This is a genomic window from Pseudomonas sp. TWR3-1-1, assembly GCF_049896545.1.
In the GTDB taxonomy this organism is placed as follows: Bacteria; Pseudomonadota; Gammaproteobacteria; order Pseudomonadales; family Pseudomonadaceae; genus Aquipseudomonas; species Aquipseudomonas weihenstephanensis.
The window spans coordinates 81,903-99,868 of record NZ_JAFCUO010000011.1; the positions used below are offsets into that span (position 1 = coordinate 81,903).

The 17,966-nt window shown below is 58.1% G+C and carries 9 protein-coding genes, 1 other RNA gene and 2 pseudogenes; 4 read left to right on the forward strand and 8 right to left on the reverse strand.

The annotated features are described in order from the left end of the window. The first annotated feature begins 133 nt into the window (after positions 1-133). Positions 134-877, forward strand: coding sequence for a substrate-binding periplasmic protein (locus ACP7A4_RS20300; protein ID WP_426248052.1), 744 nt, complete (start codon positions 134-136; stop codon positions 875-877). Between the two features lie 4 nt (positions 878-881). On the opposite strand, the gene ACP7A4_RS20305 is transcribed toward ACP7A4_RS20300, so the two are convergent. The 8 genes and pseudogenes from ACP7A4_RS20305 to ACP7A4_RS20340 form a co-directional block, all read right to left on the reverse strand. Beyond that, complete coding sequence (locus ACP7A4_RS20305) at positions 882-2,579, reverse strand: putative bifunctional diguanylate cyclase/phosphodiesterase (protein ID WP_059764066.1); 1,698 nt, start codon at positions 2,577-2,579, stop codon at positions 882-884. Positions 2,580-2,601: 22 nt separating this feature from the next. After that, positions 2,602-3,093, reverse strand: a pseudogene (locus tag ACP7A4_RS20310) (methyl-accepting chemotaxis protein); the annotation flags it as partial. A 792-nt stretch (positions 3,094-3,885) separates the two neighbouring features. Further along, positions 3,886-4,248 (reverse strand): annotated as a pseudogene (locus ACP7A4_RS20315) (PAS domain-containing protein); the annotation flags it as partial. A 756-nt stretch (positions 4,249-5,004) separates the two neighbouring features. Further along, positions 5,005-5,101, reverse strand: an RNA gene (ffs, locus tag ACP7A4_RS20320) — signal recognition particle sRNA small type. A 195-nt stretch (positions 5,102-5,296) separates the two neighbouring features. Continuing rightward, the gene (gene ligA / locus ACP7A4_RS20325; protein ID WP_059764069.1) at positions 5,297-7,654 is read right to left on the reverse strand and encodes an NAD-dependent DNA ligase LigA; all 2,358 of its coding nucleotides are present in this window, start codon (positions 7,652-7,654) and stop codon (positions 5,297-5,299) included. Between the two features lie 97 nt (positions 7,655-7,751). Beyond that, on the reverse strand, positions 7,752-8,639 hold the full coding sequence (zipA, locus tag ACP7A4_RS20330; protein ID WP_048365620.1) for a cell division protein ZipA: 888 nt from the start codon (positions 8,637-8,639) through the stop codon (positions 7,752-7,754). 258 nt (positions 8,640-8,897) lie between these two features. Continuing rightward, entirely contained in the window at positions 8,898-12,386 is a 3,489-nt protein-coding gene (gene smc / locus ACP7A4_RS20335) for a chromosome segregation protein SMC (RefSeq protein WP_203302752.1), read from the reverse strand. Between the two features lie 2 nt (positions 12,387-12,388). Next, positions 12,389-13,048: a GntR family transcriptional regulator gene (locus ACP7A4_RS20340; protein WP_048365618.1), complete on the reverse strand. Its 660-nt coding sequence runs from the start codon at positions 13,046-13,048 to the stop codon at positions 12,389-12,391. Positions 13,049-13,282: 234 nt separating this feature from the next. On the opposite strand from ACP7A4_RS20340, the gene xdhA reads away from it, so the two are divergent. From xdhA to xdhC, 3 genes are read left to right on the forward strand one after another with little or no spacing between them, the layout of a single operon-like run. Next, a complete protein-coding gene (xdhA, locus tag ACP7A4_RS20345) occupies positions 13,283-14,737 on the forward strand; it encodes a xanthine dehydrogenase small subunit (RefSeq protein ID WP_426248053.1) in 1,455 nt (484 codons plus the stop codon). Further along, complete coding sequence (gene xdhB / locus ACP7A4_RS20350; RefSeq protein ID WP_426248055.1) at positions 14,730-17,123, forward strand: xanthine dehydrogenase molybdopterin binding subunit; 2,394 nt, start codon at positions 14,730-14,732, stop codon at positions 17,121-17,123. Before xdhA ends, xdhB begins: the two co-directional genes overlap by 8 nt. Then, entirely contained in the window at positions 17,116-17,958 is an 843-nt protein-coding gene (xdhC, locus tag ACP7A4_RS20355) for a xanthine dehydrogenase accessory protein XdhC (protein WP_426248056.1), read from the forward strand. The genes xdhB and xdhC overlap by 8 nt, the downstream gene beginning before the upstream one ends. The last annotated feature ends 8 nt before the right edge of the window (positions 17,959-17,966 follow it).

The following is a 17,966-nucleotide window of genomic DNA, read 5'->3' on the forward strand; positions in this document are numbered from 1 at the left end:
TCGCGTCTGAAAAGCAGAAGGCGCTAATGCTAGCGGAGCAAAGCCAAAATTGCATCCGGTGTGGCCGCCTATTCTGACTATGCTGCTCTCTAGCGGGCTATTTAGCTCTCTCAGGCCACCTGGCGGAGACTGTATGCGTTTGATCCTGTGTGCTTTGCTGCTCGCGGTGATGACCGGTCAAGCTCACTCGGCTGCCTTGCGCGTGGCGATAGCCGATAGCTGGGCCATGCCGATGATCGAGGTCACAGACGGCCAACCCACCTCAGGCATCCTCTATGACCTGATACTCAGCCTGGCACACCACCTCGGGCAACCCGCGCAGTTCCAAGTCCTGGCCCGAGCACGGGTGCAGAGCGCAATGGAGCATGGCGAAGTGGATATTCGCTGTTTTGTCGCACCCGCCTGGGTAGGCAACAGTGCCCGCAACTACCTGTGGAGCGAACCGCTTCTGGAGCAGCGCGATGTATTGGTCAGCACGCGCAAACACCTCAACCCGGTCAACGTGCAAACGCTGCCCCAGCAAGCGATCGGCACGGTGCTGAGCTACACCTACCCCTCATTGCAGCCTTTGTTTGACGCGGCAAAGCTGCACCGCGATGACGCCCGCAGCCAGGAGCAAGTCTTGCAAATGCTGATTGCCAGGCGTTTTGACTACGCCGTGAGCAATCAATGGGCGCTGGATTGGGTCAATAAAAGCCGCCAACAGACGGATCAACTGCACAGCGTGGCGCTGATCCAGGAACAACGGCTGAGCTGCATGGTGCGTAACGATCCGCACCTGGCAACCGGGCGGATCCTCGACACCTTGGTGAACATGCGCGATTCGGGCGAGATTGAGCGCATCATCGCCCGCTATACCACGCCCTCCGCGCCTTGAGGACTTAAGCGCAGGCCTGGTGCAACCAGGCGGTGGGCGGCTTGAAACTGGCCACCCAACTGGCTACGTCGCGAATCGGCATCGGCCGTGCAATGAAATAGCCCTGAGCCACTTCGCACCCCAGATGCATCAACAAACTGCCCTGCGCTTCGCTTTCAAGCCCTTCGGCGATGACTTTTCGCCCAAAGGCCCGCGCCAGTCCCACCACGGCAACGGTCAGCGCCAGATCGTCCTTGTCATGCAAAATATCGCGCACAAAAGACTTGTCGATTTTGATGGTTTGGGTCGGCAAACGCTTGAGGTAACTCAGAGACGAATAGCCGGTGCCAAAATCATCCAGTGAAAAACGCACGCCCAATGCCTGACACGCTTCGAGGCACTGACTGACATGCTGCATGTTTTCGATGGCCGTCGATTCGATGATTTCCAGGTCAAGCTTTTCGGGCGCGACATCCGCATGCCTGGCCAGCAACACTTTAAGCCGCTCGACAAAATCCGCCCGCTGGAAATGCCGGGCCGCGATATTGACGCTGATCGGCCAATGCGCGCCCTGGCCCTGCCATGCGTGCATTTGCTCAATGGCCTGGGCAATCACCCACTCACCGATGTCGATGATCAAATCGGTCTGCTCGATCACCGGTAAAAAATCTGCGGGTTGCACCAGGCCTTTTTTCGGGTGCTGCCAGCGCAACAACCCTTCAAAACCCACCACTTCACCGGTGCGCATATTGACCTTGGGCTGATAGTGCAAACACAACTCCCCCGCCGCCAGTGCCTGACGCACGCGCTCGACTTGCTGATGCGTCGCCTTGATCTCGCGCCCTTTGAGTACATCAAACAAATGGAAGCGGTTACGGCCACTTTGTTTGGCCACGTACATGGCTTGATCCGCGTGGCGCAGCAAGGTGCCCGCATCTTCATTGTCAGGGGGATAGAGGGTGACGCCGATACTTGCGCACACACTGAGGGTTTTGTCGCACACCGTGTAAGGCTGCGAGATGGCGGCCAGTACGCGTTGCATGGCGCCGCGCAGCTCATCGGCATCGCGTACATGGCGCAAAATCAGCACGAATTCGTCGCCTGCCAGCCGCGCGACAACGTCCTCGCCCCGCATGATGCCTTTCAACCGCTTGGCCACTTCGATCAACAACAAATCGCCACTGGCATGACCGTAGCCATCATTGACCGCCTTGAAGCCATCCAGGTCGAGCATGCACACCGCCAACGGGATGGCCTCGGCCCGAGAGAACTCCAGCGCGCGGTTCAACAGCTCCGACAGATACGCCCGGTTCGGCAACCCGGTGAGCACGTCGTGCCCCACCCGCCATTGCAGGGTGTGCAGTAATTGGCGCTTTTCGCTGACATCAAAGCGGATCGACAAATATTTGCGCACCTCGCCGGTGGACTCATCCACCAGCGGCACCATGGTGCTGTCCACCCAGTAAACGGTGCCATCCTTGCCCCGGTTACAAATTTCACCTTTCCACACCTGCCCCTGGGCAATAGTGCGCCACATGCCGATGAAGAACTCGGGCGGGTGAAAGCCCGAGTTCAGAATCCGGTGATTGGCACCCAGTAATTCTTCGCGCGGATAACCTGACACCTCACAAAACTGCTCGTTGACGTAGGTGATCCGGCCGTTCAGGTCGGTCTCGGAAAAAATCGCAGCAGCATCCACTGCCTTGCGGTACATATCGTCCATGATTCATTCACTGCCTTGCACATTACCGGTTGAAACGATCCACCAAGGCCCGCAGCCCCGAAGAAATTCGCTTGAGTTCACCGCCGCGAACCACTGCCGCATTGGCGTTTTGCGCGGTATTTTGCACGGTTTGCGCCACGTTGTTGATTTGGCGTGACACATCCTCGGCCACGTAGGACTGTTCTTGCGAAGCTGCCGCCATTTGTTGGCTCATGTCCGTGATGCGCTCTACCGCCTGACGGATGCCTTGCAACGCCTCTTGCGCTTGCAACACCTGACGCACCCCCTGTTCGGCCTCCTGAATACCCAGGCTGGCGATATTTACCGCCTCAACAGCACCCACTTGCAGGTTTTCGATGATGCCCTGGATCTGCTCGGTCGACTCGCGGGTCTTGCCTGCCAGCGCCCGCACTTCATCGGCGACCACCGCAAACCCGCGCCCTTGCTCACCGGCACGCGCGGCTTCGATGGCAGCGTTGAGTGCCAGCAGGTTGGTCTGGTCGGCAATCGCCCGAATCATGCCAGCGGCCGCCATGATTTCCTGGGTCTGCCCCGCCAGATTACCCACCGCAGCGTTGATCTGGTTCACCGTATTGGCCAGCAGCTGGATGGCATCACGCGTGGTACCGGCCACGTGACTGCCTTCTTCTGCCAACTGATTGGCGGTATTCGCTTCAGCCGCCGTGTGCTGCACATGCACAGCCACCTCGGATATGGACGCGGCCATTTCAGTCATGGCGGCGGCCGTCATGTCTGTCTCAGCCCGCTGTTGCAACAAGGCACTTTCGGTATCACTCGACAACTGGCTGGAGTCAGCGGCCGCTTCTGCCATTTGATTGGCCAGATCCAGCAAGCGGGTCAACGCGGTTTTTAAACGCGCTTCTTCGCTGATCAAAATCATGTGCAGTTGCGCAACGCCACCCTGCGAGTCGCTGTAAACCATCGCACTGACCGGGTCTGAAAACGCATCGGGCGAAGCATTAACGATGTGATTGAATTGCTGGCCGACGCGTGAATGACCCCAGATACCCACCCCCACAAACAGGGCGGCAGTGAGGCTCTGCGCGGCCAAAGCCGGGAGGACGTATGCACTGGCAATCGAAACAATTGCGGCGGTCACCGGCAGTAGCAGGACGCTGGCACTTTGAGTCGCGCGATGGAACCCGGACACGGCCGGCTTGCCCTCACGCAAGCGCGCATACAAGGCTTCGGCCCGCGCCACTTGCTCACGGGTAGGCTTGACCCGCACCGACTCATAGCCCACCACACGCCCGTCTTCAAGAATCGGCGTCACATAAGCGCTGACCCAATAGTAGTTGCCATTTTTACAGCGGTTCTTGACCACGCCCATCCAGCTTTTACCGGCCTTGAGGTAGCGCCACATCAATTCGAACACGGACGCGGGCATGTCCGGGTGTCGCACCAGATTGTGCGTGCTGCCAATCAACTCATCCTGTGCAAAGCCACTCATGGCTGCAAATTCGGCGTTGCAGTAGGTGATATGGCTATGAACATCAGTGGCGGATATCAGCCGTTGATGGTCCGGAAAAGTTTGTTCAACACCGCTCACGGGAAGGTTAATGCGCACGGTAAAACTCCACCTGTGGACAGCACGCTCGCACGCGCCGATATAAAAAAAGAACAACCCCAAGGCTCGCCGCAAACACACTTAATAGGCTCCAGAAAGCATTAAGCAGACGCACAACAGCACCCAACATCCTTGAACAGGCACGGGCTTGAAGAAGATCAAAAAGTAGCGCAATTCTACAAACTAATTTCAATTTTGCAAGTCATCAAACGACGCGACAAAACAACACACACCCCGCAAGACAACACCCTTAGTTAATCACACGGCTATTTTAAGCACAAAAAACGAAACACACTAAATGGACGCCTAATAGTAATAGACGAATACGCCTCATCCCTGCCGACCAAGGCTTACAGCGGTTTTAACCAAGGGGCTTGAGAGGCCCACGCATGCATATCGCACCGCCCCTTAACTTTAGGAATCGTCCTAAAGACAACTTCCTAAAAAGATCGGCACCCTAGTTCCATTTAATAAAAAAATACGACCTTATTAAAAATTAATAACCAATCAAACAGGTCAGGTAATACATTCAAATAACGCAGCAAAGTACCCCACACAACAACCTGCACGTCGAGGACTTACCCCACCTATACCCTGAGCGAATAAACAGCCTGCTGGTTAGAAATGTAGACGATATAAATGCATTCGAAAGACATATTCGATATATGAGATCAGGCCAGACACACCCATTTAGTTTCAAAGAGCAGACAGCACCCTTGTCACTCCAAAGGCTAAAACGCCCTGAAAAACGATCATCCACAGCAAAAAATCACGAAAAGTCCGATAGCTCGGTCGTGTTCTTACGAAGGAAAAAAGGAGATTTTGAAATGGAGGCAACCCCACCAGCCACACCCCGGCACACAATGTTCCCGCTGTGGCTGCTTCCTTCCGGATCTGACCAGGTTCACGGGTAATCGTTGCGGAGGGACCGATAGGGTCACCATAACAACGTTCGCCTAGCAGCGAACGGCGCCATTGTACCTGTCTGAGGAAAACTTACAACCGCCTATTCAAGAATAAAAAAATGAACAGGCTCAAGCACTTGGATTTTTCATCCTCACCCCGTAGCCGCTCGCGCAGATCGCGTCCGATTCCTGCGCTGTCGCACGCTACCTTCGCCAGCGCTGCGTCAGAGCGCGATGCCCTGCGCGCTCAAAAACGCGACAAACGCCTCCTCATCCAGCACCTTGAGGCCCAACTCATTGGCTTTGGTCAGCTTGGAGCCGGCACCCGGCCCCGCCACCACGCAGTGCGTCTTGCCCGACACCGAACCCGAGACTTTAGCGCCCAGGCTTTCGAGCTTGTCCTTGGCGACGTCGCGGCTCATCAACTCCAGCGAACCCGTCAATACCCACGTCTGACCCGCTAACGGCAACCCGGCGACGGTTTTTTTCTCACTGTGCCAATGCATGCCGAAATCACGCAGTTGCGCCTCGATCGCCAGTGCCACTTGGGCATTTTCAGGGTTGTCAAAAAACTCACGCACCGCCTTGGCCTGTTTTTCCGGCAAGGCTTGGCGCATATCCAGCCAGTCAGCATCAATCACGCCCTGGAGCGAGCCGAACTTGTCGGCGAGTTTTTGCGCACCACCCGGCCCAACAAACGGAATGTGCAGTTTGTCGATCAAACCACCCAACGTGGTGCTGGCTGCAAATTCGGCGCCCAGATCGCCTTGATCCTGCAACTCAAGCCCGCGCTCCAGCAGTTGGCTGATGACCTGCCGGTTATGCTCATCACTGAAGAAGCTGTGGATCTCGTGCGCCACCTCAAGACCGACATCCGGCAAATACGTGAGCACTTGCGGCAACGCACGCTGTACGCGCTCAAGCGAGGCCAGAGAGCGCGCCAACACCTTGGCCGTCTCTTCTCCTACATCTGGAATACCCAATGCATAGATAAAGCGAGCCAGCGTCGGACGCTTGCTGTCGGCAATCGCAGCCAACAGATTCTTGCTCGATAGCTCGGCAAAACCTTCAAGATCGACGATCTGTTCGAAACTCAGGATGTACAAGTCCGCTGGCGAGCGCACCAACCCCTCATCCACCAACTGCTCAACGCTTTTCTCACCCAGACCTTCGATGTCCATCGCTCTGCGCGAAACAAAGTGAATAATTGCCTGTTTGAGTTGCGCACCGCAGGCCAGACGCCCCACACACCGGTACACCGCGCCTTCGCTGACGGTTTCACGGCCCTTGCTGCGCTTGATCAGTTGTGTGCGCTCAACATGGGAACCGCAGACCGGGCAACTTTGGGGGATGTGCACAGGGCGAGCGTCGTCTGGACGGCGTTCGAGCACCACTTGCACCACTTGCGGAATCACATCCCCCGCACGACGAATGATCACGGTATCGCCAATCATCAGCCCCAAACGCGCCACTTCATCCATGTTGTGCAATGTCGCATTGGATACCGTCACGCCAGCCACCTTGACGGGCTTGAGGCGAGCGACGGGGGTCACTGCACCGGTACGGCCCACCTGAAACTCCACATCCAGCAATTGGGTCAGCTCTTCCATTGCCGGGAATTTGTGCGCAATCGCCCACCGCGGCTCACGCGCCCGAAAACCCAATTCGCGCTGCGAGGCCAAACTGTTGACCTTGAACACCACCCCGTCGATCTCGTAAGGCAGCGCCGCACGACGTTCGCCAATGTCGCGGTAGTAATCCAGACACTCGCCAATGCCCTTGGCCAGTTTCAGCTCATGACTAATGGGCATGCCCCATTGCTGTAGTTGCTTAAGGTTACCGATGTGGGTATCCGCAAACTCTTGCGAGACTTGCCCCAATCCATAACAGCAGAATTCAAGTGGGCGGCTGGCGGTGATCCTGGAGTCCAGTTGACGCAAGCTGCCGGCCGCCGCATTACGCGGGTTGGCGAACGTCTTGCCACCCGCTTGCAGTTGGGCTTCATTCAAACGGTCGAATCCGGCCTTGGACATGAACACTTCGCCACGCACTTCCAGCACTGCGGGCCAGCCGCTGCCGTGCAGCTTGAGCGGGATATTGCGCACGGTGCGCACATTGACGCTGATGTCTTCGCCCGTGGTGCCATCACCCCGCGTGGCACCGCGTACCAGATGCCCATCCTGGTAAAGCAGGCTCACCGCCAGGCCGTCCAGTTTGGGCTCACAGCTGTATTCAACCTCGGCGCCGCCACCCAGCAAATCAGCGGCAGGCAAATCCAGCCCTTCTTGCACGCGCCGGTCAAACTCGCGCATGTCCGATTCATCGAAGGCGTTACCCAAACTCAACATCGGCACTTCATGTCGCACTTGCGTAAAGGCCGACAACGCCGCACTGCCGACCCGCTGGGTCGGTGAATCAGGGGTGATCCACTGCGGATGCTCAGCTTCCAGCGCCTTGAGCTCGCGAAACAGGCGATCGTATTCAGCGTCCGGGATGCTTGGCTCGTCGAGGACGTGATAGCGATAGTTGTGCTGGTCCAGTTCAGCGCGCAGCGCCAGGATTCGAGTATGGGCGGCAGTCATGGGGTGTTCTCTCACAATGCAAAAGAGCAGCCGTGGCTGCTCTTGAGTTGATTCATTCGCGTTTGAGCGGGAGCAAAGAGGCTGACTCCCACAAGGTTTAGCGCTTTTGGGTCAGTGCGCGACGCTCGAACTCAACGATGCGCTGACGGTAGTGTTCGATGGTCTGCGCGGTCAACACGCTGCGCTGATCATCTTTAAGCTCGCCATTAAGCTCCTGCGACAGTTTGCGTGCAGCAGCGACCATCACATCAAACGCCTGCTTGGGATGACGCGGGCCTGGCAAGCCGAGGAAGAAACTGACGGCCGGGGTACTGAACAGATCAATGTCGTCCAGATCAAACACGCCCGGCTTGACGGCGTTAGCCATCGAGAACAGCACTTCGCCGTTACCGGCCATGCTTTCGTGGCGGTGGAAAATATCCATCTCGCCAAAACGCAGACCGCTTTCAAGAATGTTCTGCAACAGCGCAGGGCCTTTGAAGCCCGCCGGATCACGACTGATGACGCTGATGACCAGCACTTCTTCGGCAGCGGGTTGCGGCTCTTTGTCTTCAACCACCGCCGACATGGACGGGCTGGAGGTTGCACGACCACGGGCAGGCTTGGCTTCAGGCGCGAAGTCATCACGGGCACTCAGGCTCGGGCCGTCATCCTCAAGATCGAGGTTCAGGTTCAAGTCACCCTGGCTTGGCTCGCCACCCCGCTTGCCGCGCTTGGCACCCTTCTCACGCGCCGGCATGCTCACGGACGGCAAGTCATGTTCATCGAGTTGCGGCTCTTTATGGTTCGGGGTGTCCAGAACACGTGAAGGGCCCAGCAACTCGGCGCTGGTCTCCTCCTCGTCCGGCACATTGGAAAAGCTGCGGTCAAGGCGAAACTTAAGTTTGCCCTTGCCGCCGCGCATCCGGCGCCAGCCATCAAAAAGAATACCGGCGATGACCACTATGCCGATGACGATCAGCCACTCGCGCAGACCGATTTCCATGTAATCCCTTGCCCCTAAAAAATGATTCTATGAAGAAGAGCCTAAAGCCCTTTAAAACGTGGCGCCAACTCTATGTTCTGAATGGCGTTTTACCCACGTACAAAAAAATTAGACGCTAAATTAGCACGACCAAAGATAACTTTACACCGTCTGTCGCATTGAGCTATGCCAACAAAGCTACATGCGCACGATACAAATCACTCAAGCGCAAAGGAAAATTCCTACCAGCAGAAATTTTTGACCCTACTTGCTTATAGCTCAAGCTTCGACCATTGCCATTGCCTCCTCGACATCAACCGCGACCAGACGTGAACAGCCAGGCTCATGCATCGTCACCCCCATCAACTGATCGGCCATTTCCATGGCGATTTTGTTGTGGGTGATGTAGATGAATTGCACCGTCTGGGACATCTCTTTCACCAGACGGGCATAGCGCCCGACGTTCGCGTCATCCAGCGGCGCATCCACTTCATCGAGCATGCAAAACGGGGCCGGATTCAATTTAAAGATGGCAAAAACCAGCGCCAGCGCGGTCAATGCCTTCTCGCCACCCGACAGCAAATGGATGGTGCTGTTCTTTTTGCCTGGCGGGCGCGCCATGATCGTTACCCCTGTATCGAGTAAATCTTCGCCCGTCAGTTCCAAATAAGCGCTGCCTCCGCCGAAAACTTTTGGGAAAAGGGCCTGCAAACCGCCATTTATCTGATCAAAGGTGTCTTTGAAGCGGCTGCGGGTTTCTTTGTCGATCTTGCGAATGACGTTTTCCAGGGTTTCAAGCGCTTCGACCAAGTCCGCATCCTGTGCATCCAGATAACGTTTTCGCTCGGACTGCTGCTGGTACTCGTCGATGGCTGCAAGGTTGATCGCACCCAAGCGCTGGATTCGCGCTGCAATGCGTTCCAATTCTTCTTGCGCCTGCTGCTCATTGAGCTCGTTGCTTAACGTGGCCAACACGCCGTGCAAGTCATAGCCGTCAGCCAGCAACTGATCTTGCAACGCGGTACGCCGCACCGTCAGCGCCTGCCACTCCATGCGTTGTTGCTCAAGCTGACCACGGATCAGTTGCGACTGTTGCTCGGCCTGATTGCGGCGCTTCTCGGCATCGCGCAACTCACGATCGGCATCTTCAAGCGCGGTTTGGGCGACTTTAAGCTCTTCATCCACACTCAAACGCTTGTCGAGCAGTTCTTCGAGCTTGAGGCGCAGTTCTTCAAGCGGCGCTTCGCCCTCTTCCAGATTGAGGTTCAGTTGTTCACGTTTTTCGTTCAGGCGTTCGGACTGCAACTCCAGGCGCTCAAGGGCCTGGCGCGTGGAATCGTACTGAGCCTTGAGCGAACCCAGGCGCACCGCCAATTGGTGCGCGTGATCCTTGTGCTGGCGTGCATCCTGACGCACACGATCAAGACGCTCGCGCAGACTGTCACGCTGCGCCAGCAACAGCTCGCGCTGCTCGGTGTCTGTCGCCATAGCATCCAGCGCATCCTGCAAGTGCAGACGCGCCTCACCGACCTGTTCATGTTCAACGGTGCGCTGCTCACCCAGTTCAGTCAGCTCTTCATCCAGACGCCGACGGCGCAGGGTCAGTTGCTCGACCTTGGCTTTGCTGGCTGAGAGTTTGGCTTTGATCTCACCCTGCTGCCGAGCCTCGTCCTGCAAGCGACGGCGCACCTGCTCACGCGCCTCTTCCTGCGCCAGCTGTTGCTCACGCAACTGCTGCAAGTGCGCTTCGAGGGTTGCCAACGTGGCTTCGCGCTCATCGCGCTCAAGCTCAAGGCGCTGGATTTCCTGGCCACGGGCCAGCACGCCGCTCTCAGCTTCGCTGGCACGGCGAACACGCAGAAAATTGCGCCCCACCCAATAGCCGTCTCGGCTGATCAGGCTTTGCCCGTCTGCCAGTTGCGCACGCAGTGCCAGCGCCTGCTCAAGGGTCTCAACCGGCTTGACCTGCCCCAGCCAAGGCGCGAGGTCGAACGTCGACTCAACCTTGTCGAGCAAACTGCCCGCCATGCCCTGTGAGGGTGTGCCTGCACTGAACAAACGCAAGTCGCCTTGTGCGAACCCTGCCAGATCGAACCGCGCAAAGTCATCGACCAACACCGCTTGCAGATCAGCACCCAACACGGTTTCGACAGCCAGCTCCCAGCCCGCATCAACGCTCAGGCCTTCAGCCAGACGCGGCTGCTGACTGAGCTGGTGCTCGCGCAGCCATTGTGCGGTGCCCGTGCCCGGGTCCAGCGCGGCTTGCTGCAAGGCCTCAAGCGATGCCAAACGGCCATTGAGCCGCTGCAATTCACCCTGAGCCTGTTGCTGATTGTGTGTGGCTTGTTGCAGGTCGTGTCGCACCTGTTCCAGACGCTCAACCACTTGGTCCTCAGTGGCCTGCAACGTTTCGTGAGTCAATTCGCTGGTGGCCAGACACTCGCTCAGCTCCAGAATGGCAGCGTCTTCCGGGTCAGCCGCGAGCAAGGCGCGCTCTTCCCCCAAACGACGCTGACGTTCAGCCACCCGCTCCATGCTGGTTTCCAGTTGCGCAATGCGCGCTTGCAGCACTTGGGACTGGCGCTGCGGCTCGGCACTGCGCAGGTTGAAAGCATCCCACTGCTCTTGCCAGGCTTGCATGGTGACTTCGGACTCTTCGAGCGCGGCTCCGGCCTCTTCGGCGGCAGCGCTGGTCAGTTCCTGCTCGGGCTCAAGCATCGCCAGCTCTTCACCCAGCGTGGCCAGCAGCGTGCGGTCGTGACCCAAATGCGATTCAGTTTCGAGCCGCGAACGCTCAGCCTCACGCAAGTCGTCCTGCAACTGGCGCAAACGCTGCTGGCCGTGTTGAATGCTTTGCTCAACGCGGGCAATGTCACCGCCCACGGAATAGAAGCGCCCCTGCACCAAGTTGAAGCGCTCTGACAGATCATGGTGCCCGTCACGCAGGCGCTCGATACTCGCGTCCGCGTTGCGCTGATCGGCCACCAGGGCTTCGAAGCTGACTTCCTGATTGCCGATAATCGCTTCGCGCTGGCCAACTTGCTCGTTCAGTGCCTGCCAGCGCAGGGCTGACAGTTGCGCCTTGAGCTGACGCTCTTCGGCTTTATATTCCTGATACTTCTCGGCGGACTGGGCCTGGCGATGCAAGCGCTCAAGCTGACGCCCCAGCTCATCACGCAGATCGGTGAGACGCGCGAGGTTTTCATGGGTGCGACGGATACGGTTTTCGGTCTCGCGTCGGCGCTCCTTGTACTTGGAGATGCCTGCCGCCTCTTCGATGAAATTACGCAGGTCTTCGGGCTTGGACTCGATCAGTTTCGAGATCATGCCTTGCTCGATGATCGAGTAGCTGCGCGGCCCAAGGCCCGTGCCAAGGAAGATATCGGTGATGTCGCGACGCCGGCACTTGGTGCCATTGAGGTAGTAGGTGGTCTGGCTGTCGCGGGTCACTTTGCGGCGAATGGAAATCTCGGCGTAAGCCGCATATTCGCCCAGCAAGGTGGCGTCCGAGTTATCAAACACCAGCTCGATGCTGGCCTGACTCACGGGCTTGCGGGTCGTTGAGCCATTGAAGATGACGTCGGTCATCGACTCGCCACGCAGGTTTTTGGCTGAGCTTTCGCCCATTACCCAGCGTACGGCGTCGATGATGTTGGACTTGCCGCAACCATTAGGCCCCACCACCGCCGCCATATTGCTGGGGAAGTTAACCGTGGTCGGATCGACGAAAGACTTGAAACCCGCCAGTTTGATGCACTTGAGACGCACGCTCAGGCAACCGTCAAGGCAGACAACACCAGATCACAACTGCGCTGGGCATAGCTGCTCAGCACCACACGAATGCGCGGCAGGTCGCGGGCGACCACCGCGTCGAGCAACTGGGCGAACAAGGTGAGGAATTCATTCATCGCGGCCTTGCGCTGCTCCAGTGCCAGGTAATAGGCACGGCTCATGGCCGGGTGCAGATTTTCTACGGTTTCCTGCAAGTACGGATTGTTGGCGAAGGGATACGCCGCGCGCATCACATTGAAGCTGTCTTCGACAAACGCGCTGATGTCCTGGCGCTCAAGGCTGGCGCTCAAGCGCTGCTGAATTTGCAGGAACGGGCCCAAGTCAGCCTGAACGGCCCAACGCTGCGCCACTGCATTACCCAGCAAGATGTACAACTCACTCATCAACGTGCACAGGCTCTGCACCTTGTGCGCAGTCAGTTCGGTGACATGCGCACCGCGCCGCGGCAGGATGGCGATCAAGTGCCGACGCTCCAGGATCAACAATGCCTCACGCACAGAGCCGCGGCTGACATTGAGCGCCAGCGTCACCTTCTGTTCCTGAATGCGTTCCCCAGGCTTTAACTCGCCACGAATGATCCGTTCGGCGAGGTGATGAGCGATTTGCTCGGCGAGGCTGTCCGGCGCCTTGAACGTCATGTTTTACCTTCAAAATCTTTGATCAGTGCAAGCGGCGCAGTGTAGCGCACTTGCTACGTACTAGCGGAGTGCCCGGGACGCAGAATTTGGCACGATTTAAGCAAATAACTGGGTAATTACCCTCCCAAAACTGTCGTTTTGGTAGCCCGCACTCATTTTCTTGACCCGCGAGTCAGTTATGACTAAATTCAGCCCATCCCGCTCGATAACAATAATGATTTTGCGAGGCCTTCCGTGATCCAGTTCCTGATTAACCAGACGCTGCGTACCGAGCACGCGCTGAACCCCAACCTGACCGTGCTCAATTACCTGCGTGAGCACCTGCATAAACCCGGAACCAAGGAAGGCTGCGCCAGCGGCGACTGCGGTGCCTGCACCGTGGTAATCGGCCAATTGCACACCGATTCACACGGCACTAAGCGCTTGCGTTATCGCAGCATCAACGCTTGCCTGACGTTCATGTCGACCCTGCATGGCAAGCAACTGATCAGCGTCGAAGACCTCAAGCATCAAGGCGAACTGCACAGCGTGCAACGCGCCATGGTTGAGTGCCACGGCTCGCAATGCGGGTTTTGCACGCCAGGCTTTGTGATGTCGCTGTTCGCGCTGCAAAAAAACAGCACCGAACCCGACACTCATCAAGCCCACGAAGCGCTGGCCGGCAACCTGTGCCGCTGCACCGGTTATCGGCCGATTCTGGCCGCCGCCGAACGCGCCTGTTCGCAGCGCAGCAGCGACCAGTTTGATGCACGCGAGCGCGAGACCATCGCCGCCCTCAAAGCCATCACCCCCACCCGCACAGACGAACTCAACAGCGGCGACAAGCGCTGCCTGCTGCCATTAACCCTCAACGACCTGGCCGACCTGTATGACGCTTGCCCACAAGCGCGCTTGTTGGCAGGCGGCACAGACCTGGCCCTGGAGGTCACCCAGTTGCACCGTCCACTGGCGGTGATGATTTACGTCGGCAACGTGGCCGAAATGAAGCGCATTGAGTACATCGAAGACCGAATCGAAATCGGCGCCGCCGTTTCGCTGACCGACGCCTACACCACGCTCAACAGTGAATACCCCGACTTTGGCCAATTGCTGCAACGCTTCGCCTCGCTACAAATCCGCAATCAGGGCACCTTGGGCGGCAACATTGGCAACGCGTCCCCGATTGGCGACACCCCTCCGCTGCTGATTGCACTCGGCGCCCGCCTGGTTCTGCGCAAAGGCGAAGTGAGCCGCACCCTGGCGCTTGAGGACTACTTTATTGATTACCGCGTGACGGCGCGCCAAGAAGGCGAATTCATCGAAAAAATCATCATTCCCCGCGCATCCGTCGATGCCACCTTTCGCGCCTATAAAGTCTCCAAACGACTGGATGACGACATCAGCGCCGTCTGCGCCGCGTTCAACCTGCGCATCAGTCAGGGCGTGGTCAACGAAGCGCGGATCGCCTTCGGCGGCATGGCCGCGACGCCAAAGCGCGCCACGGCCTGTGAAGCCGTGCTCAATGGCGCTCACTGGAACAACGACAACCTTGAGCGCGCTTGCCTCGCATTGGCCGAAGACTTCGCCCCGCTGTCGGACTTTCGCGCCAGCAAGGAATACCGGCTGCTGAGCGCGCAAAACCTGCTGCGTAAATACTTCATCGAACTGCAAACCCCAGACCTTCAAACGCGGGTGACGGCTTATGTCTAACCATCACAAGATCGAGCCGTCCCAAGCCCAATTGCTGGCCCTGTTCGAGCAAGACCTGCAAACCGGTGTCGGACGCAGCGTCAAGCACGACAGTGCCCAAAAGCATGTGTGCGGCGAAGCGCAGTACATTGATGACCGTCTGGAATTCCCCAATCAACTGCATGTGTATGCCCGTCTTTCAGACCGCGCCCACGCCAAAATCATCCATGTCGACACCTCGCCATGCTACGCCATCGACGGCGTGCGCCTGGTGATCACCCACCACGACATTCCCGGCCTTAAAGACATCGGCCCGCTACTGCCCGGCGACCCGCTTTTAGCCATCGACACGGTGGAGTTCGTCGGGCAACCAATACTGGCCGTAGCGGCGTGTGACCTCGACACCGCCCGCACCGCCGCCATGGCCGCCATCATCGAATACGAAGACCTGGAGCCGGTATTGGACGTGGTCGAGGCCTTGCGCAAAAAACACTTTGTGCTCGACAGCCACACCCATCGGCGAGGCGATTCGGCAAACGCACTGGCACATGCCGAGCACCGCCTGCAAGGCACGTTGCACATTGGCGGACAAGAACACTTCTACCTCGAAACCCAGATTTCATCGGTCATGCCCTCCGAGGACGGCGGCATGATCGTGTATTGCTCAACGCAAAACCCCACTGAGGTCCAGAAATTAGTCGCGGAAGTCCTCGACGTGTCGATGAACAAAGTCGTCGTCGACATGCGCCGCATGGGCGGTGGTTTCGGCGGCAAAGAGACGCAAGCCGCCAGCCCCGCGTGCCTGTGCGCCGTGGTAGCGCGCATCACCGGCCAACCGGCGAAAATGCGCCTGCCCCGCGTCGAAGACATGCAGATGACCGGCAAGCGCCACCCCTTTTACGTCGAATACGATGTCGGCTTTGACGCACGCGGGCGCTTGCAAGGCATTCAATTGGAGCTGGCAGGCAATTGCGGCTATTCACCCGATTTGTCTGCCTCCATTGTCGACCGCGCAATGTTCCACGCCGACAACGCCTATTACCTGGGCGACGCCACGATCAATGGCCATCGCTGCAAGACCAACACCGCCTCCAACACCGCGTATCGCGGCTTTGGCGGCCCGCAAGGCATGGTGGCCATCGAGCAGGTCATGGACCATATCGCCCGCCATCTTGGGCTTGATCCGCTGGCCGTGCGCAAAATCAACTACTACGGCAAGACCGAACGCAACGAAACCCACTACTACCAGACCGTTGAGCACAACCTGCTGGATGAAATGACCGCCGACCTGGAAGCCAGCAGTCAGTACGCGCAACGGCGTGAAGCGATCAAGGCGTTCAATGCCAGCAGCCCGTACCTGAAAAAGGGCCTGGCGCTGACGCCGGTCAAATTCGGCATTTCGTTCACCGCCAGCTTTCTCAATCAGGCGGGTGCGTTGATCCATGTCTACACCGACGGCAGCATTCACTTGAATCACGGCGGCACCGAAATGGGCCAAGGCCTCAACACCAAGGTCGCGCAAGTGGTTGCCGAAGTGTTTCAAGTGGACATCAGCCGCGTACAGATCACCGCGACCAATACGGACAAAGTACCCAACACCTCGCCCACCGCAGCCTCCAGCGGCACTGATCTGAATGGCAAGGCCGCGCAGAATGCGGCTGAAATCATCAAGCAGCGTTTAATCGCCTTCGCTGCCGCCACGTACGCGGTCAGTGAGCAGGAGGTGATTTTCCATAACGGCCAGGTGCTTGTCGGCGAGCTGCTACTGAGTTTTGAGACGCTGATCCAACAGGCCTATTTCGGCCAGGTATCACTGTCGAGCACCGGCTACTACAAAACGCCAAAAATCTTTTACGACCGCAGCCAGGCACGTGGGCGCCCGTTTTATTACTACGCGTTTGGCGCGGCCTGTGCAGAAGTGATCGTCGACACGCTGACCGGCGAATACAAAATGTTGCGCACCGATATCCTGCATGACGTTGGCGCCTCATTGAACCCGGCCATCGACATCGGCCAGGTCGAAGGCGGCTACATTCAGGGCGCGGGCTGGTTGACCATGGAAGAGCTGGTGTGGAATGCCAAAGGCAAGTTGATGACCAACGGCCCCGCCAGCTACAAGATCCCCGCTGTTGCGGACATGCCCCTGGACTTGCGCGTGACACTGGTCGAGAACCGCAAAAACCCGGAAGACACGGTGTTCCACTCCAAAGCCGTGGGCGAGCCACCGTTCATGCTTGGTATTGCCGCGTGGTGCGCCATCAAGGACGCAGTGGCCAGCCTGGCCAACTACCGCGTGCAACCCGACATCGACGCACCGGCCACGCCGGAGCGTGTGCTCTGGGGCTGCGAGCAAATGCGCAAGCACACCCAACAAGCCCCTACGGCGCAGGATGAACAGCATGCATAACTGGATCAGTGCCCTGGCCGACTTACAGCTGCGCGGCGAACCGTGCATGCTCGTCACCATCATCGAAGAACAAGGTTCAACCCCGCGCAATGCCGGTTCGAAAATGGTCATCAGCGCCACGCAAACCTTCGACACCATCGGCGGTGGCCATCTGGAATACAAGGCGATGCAAATTGCCCGCGAGCGGCTGAACAACGGTCAGCCCGACACGCACCTGCAACGCTTCAGCCTCGGCGCCAGCCTGGGACAATGCTGCGGCGGCGTGGCGGTGTTGTTATTCGAGCCCATGGGCCAGGTGCAGGCGCAGATCGCTGTGTTTGGCGCAGGCCATGTGGCCCGGGCGCTGGTGCCACTGCTCGCCAGCTTGCCGTGTCGGGTACGCTGGATTGACTCGCGCGAGCAGGAGTTCCCAGCCGACATCCCGGTGGGGGTGCAAAAAATCATCACTGATGAACCGGTGGATGAGGTCAATGATCTGCCAGCGGGTTGCTACTGCATCGTCATGACGCATAATCACGCCCTGGATCTGGAACTCAGCGCAGCCCTGCTCAAACGCAATGACTTCACCTACTTCGGCTTGATTGGTTCCAAAACCAAACGCATGAAGTTCGAGCACCGCCTGCGCGACAGAGGCATCAGCGCCCCTCATTTGCAGCGTATGCGCTGCCCGATGGGCTTGAGCGAAGTCAAAGGCAAGTTGCCGATTGAAATCGCCATTTCCATCGCCGGCGAAATTATCGCCACCTACAACGCCCACTTCAGCCAACCGAGTGCCAGCGTCGAACCCATTAAAAGAGTGCTGCCGTCCTCGCGACGCAGCCAAGCCACGAACTGAGAAACATG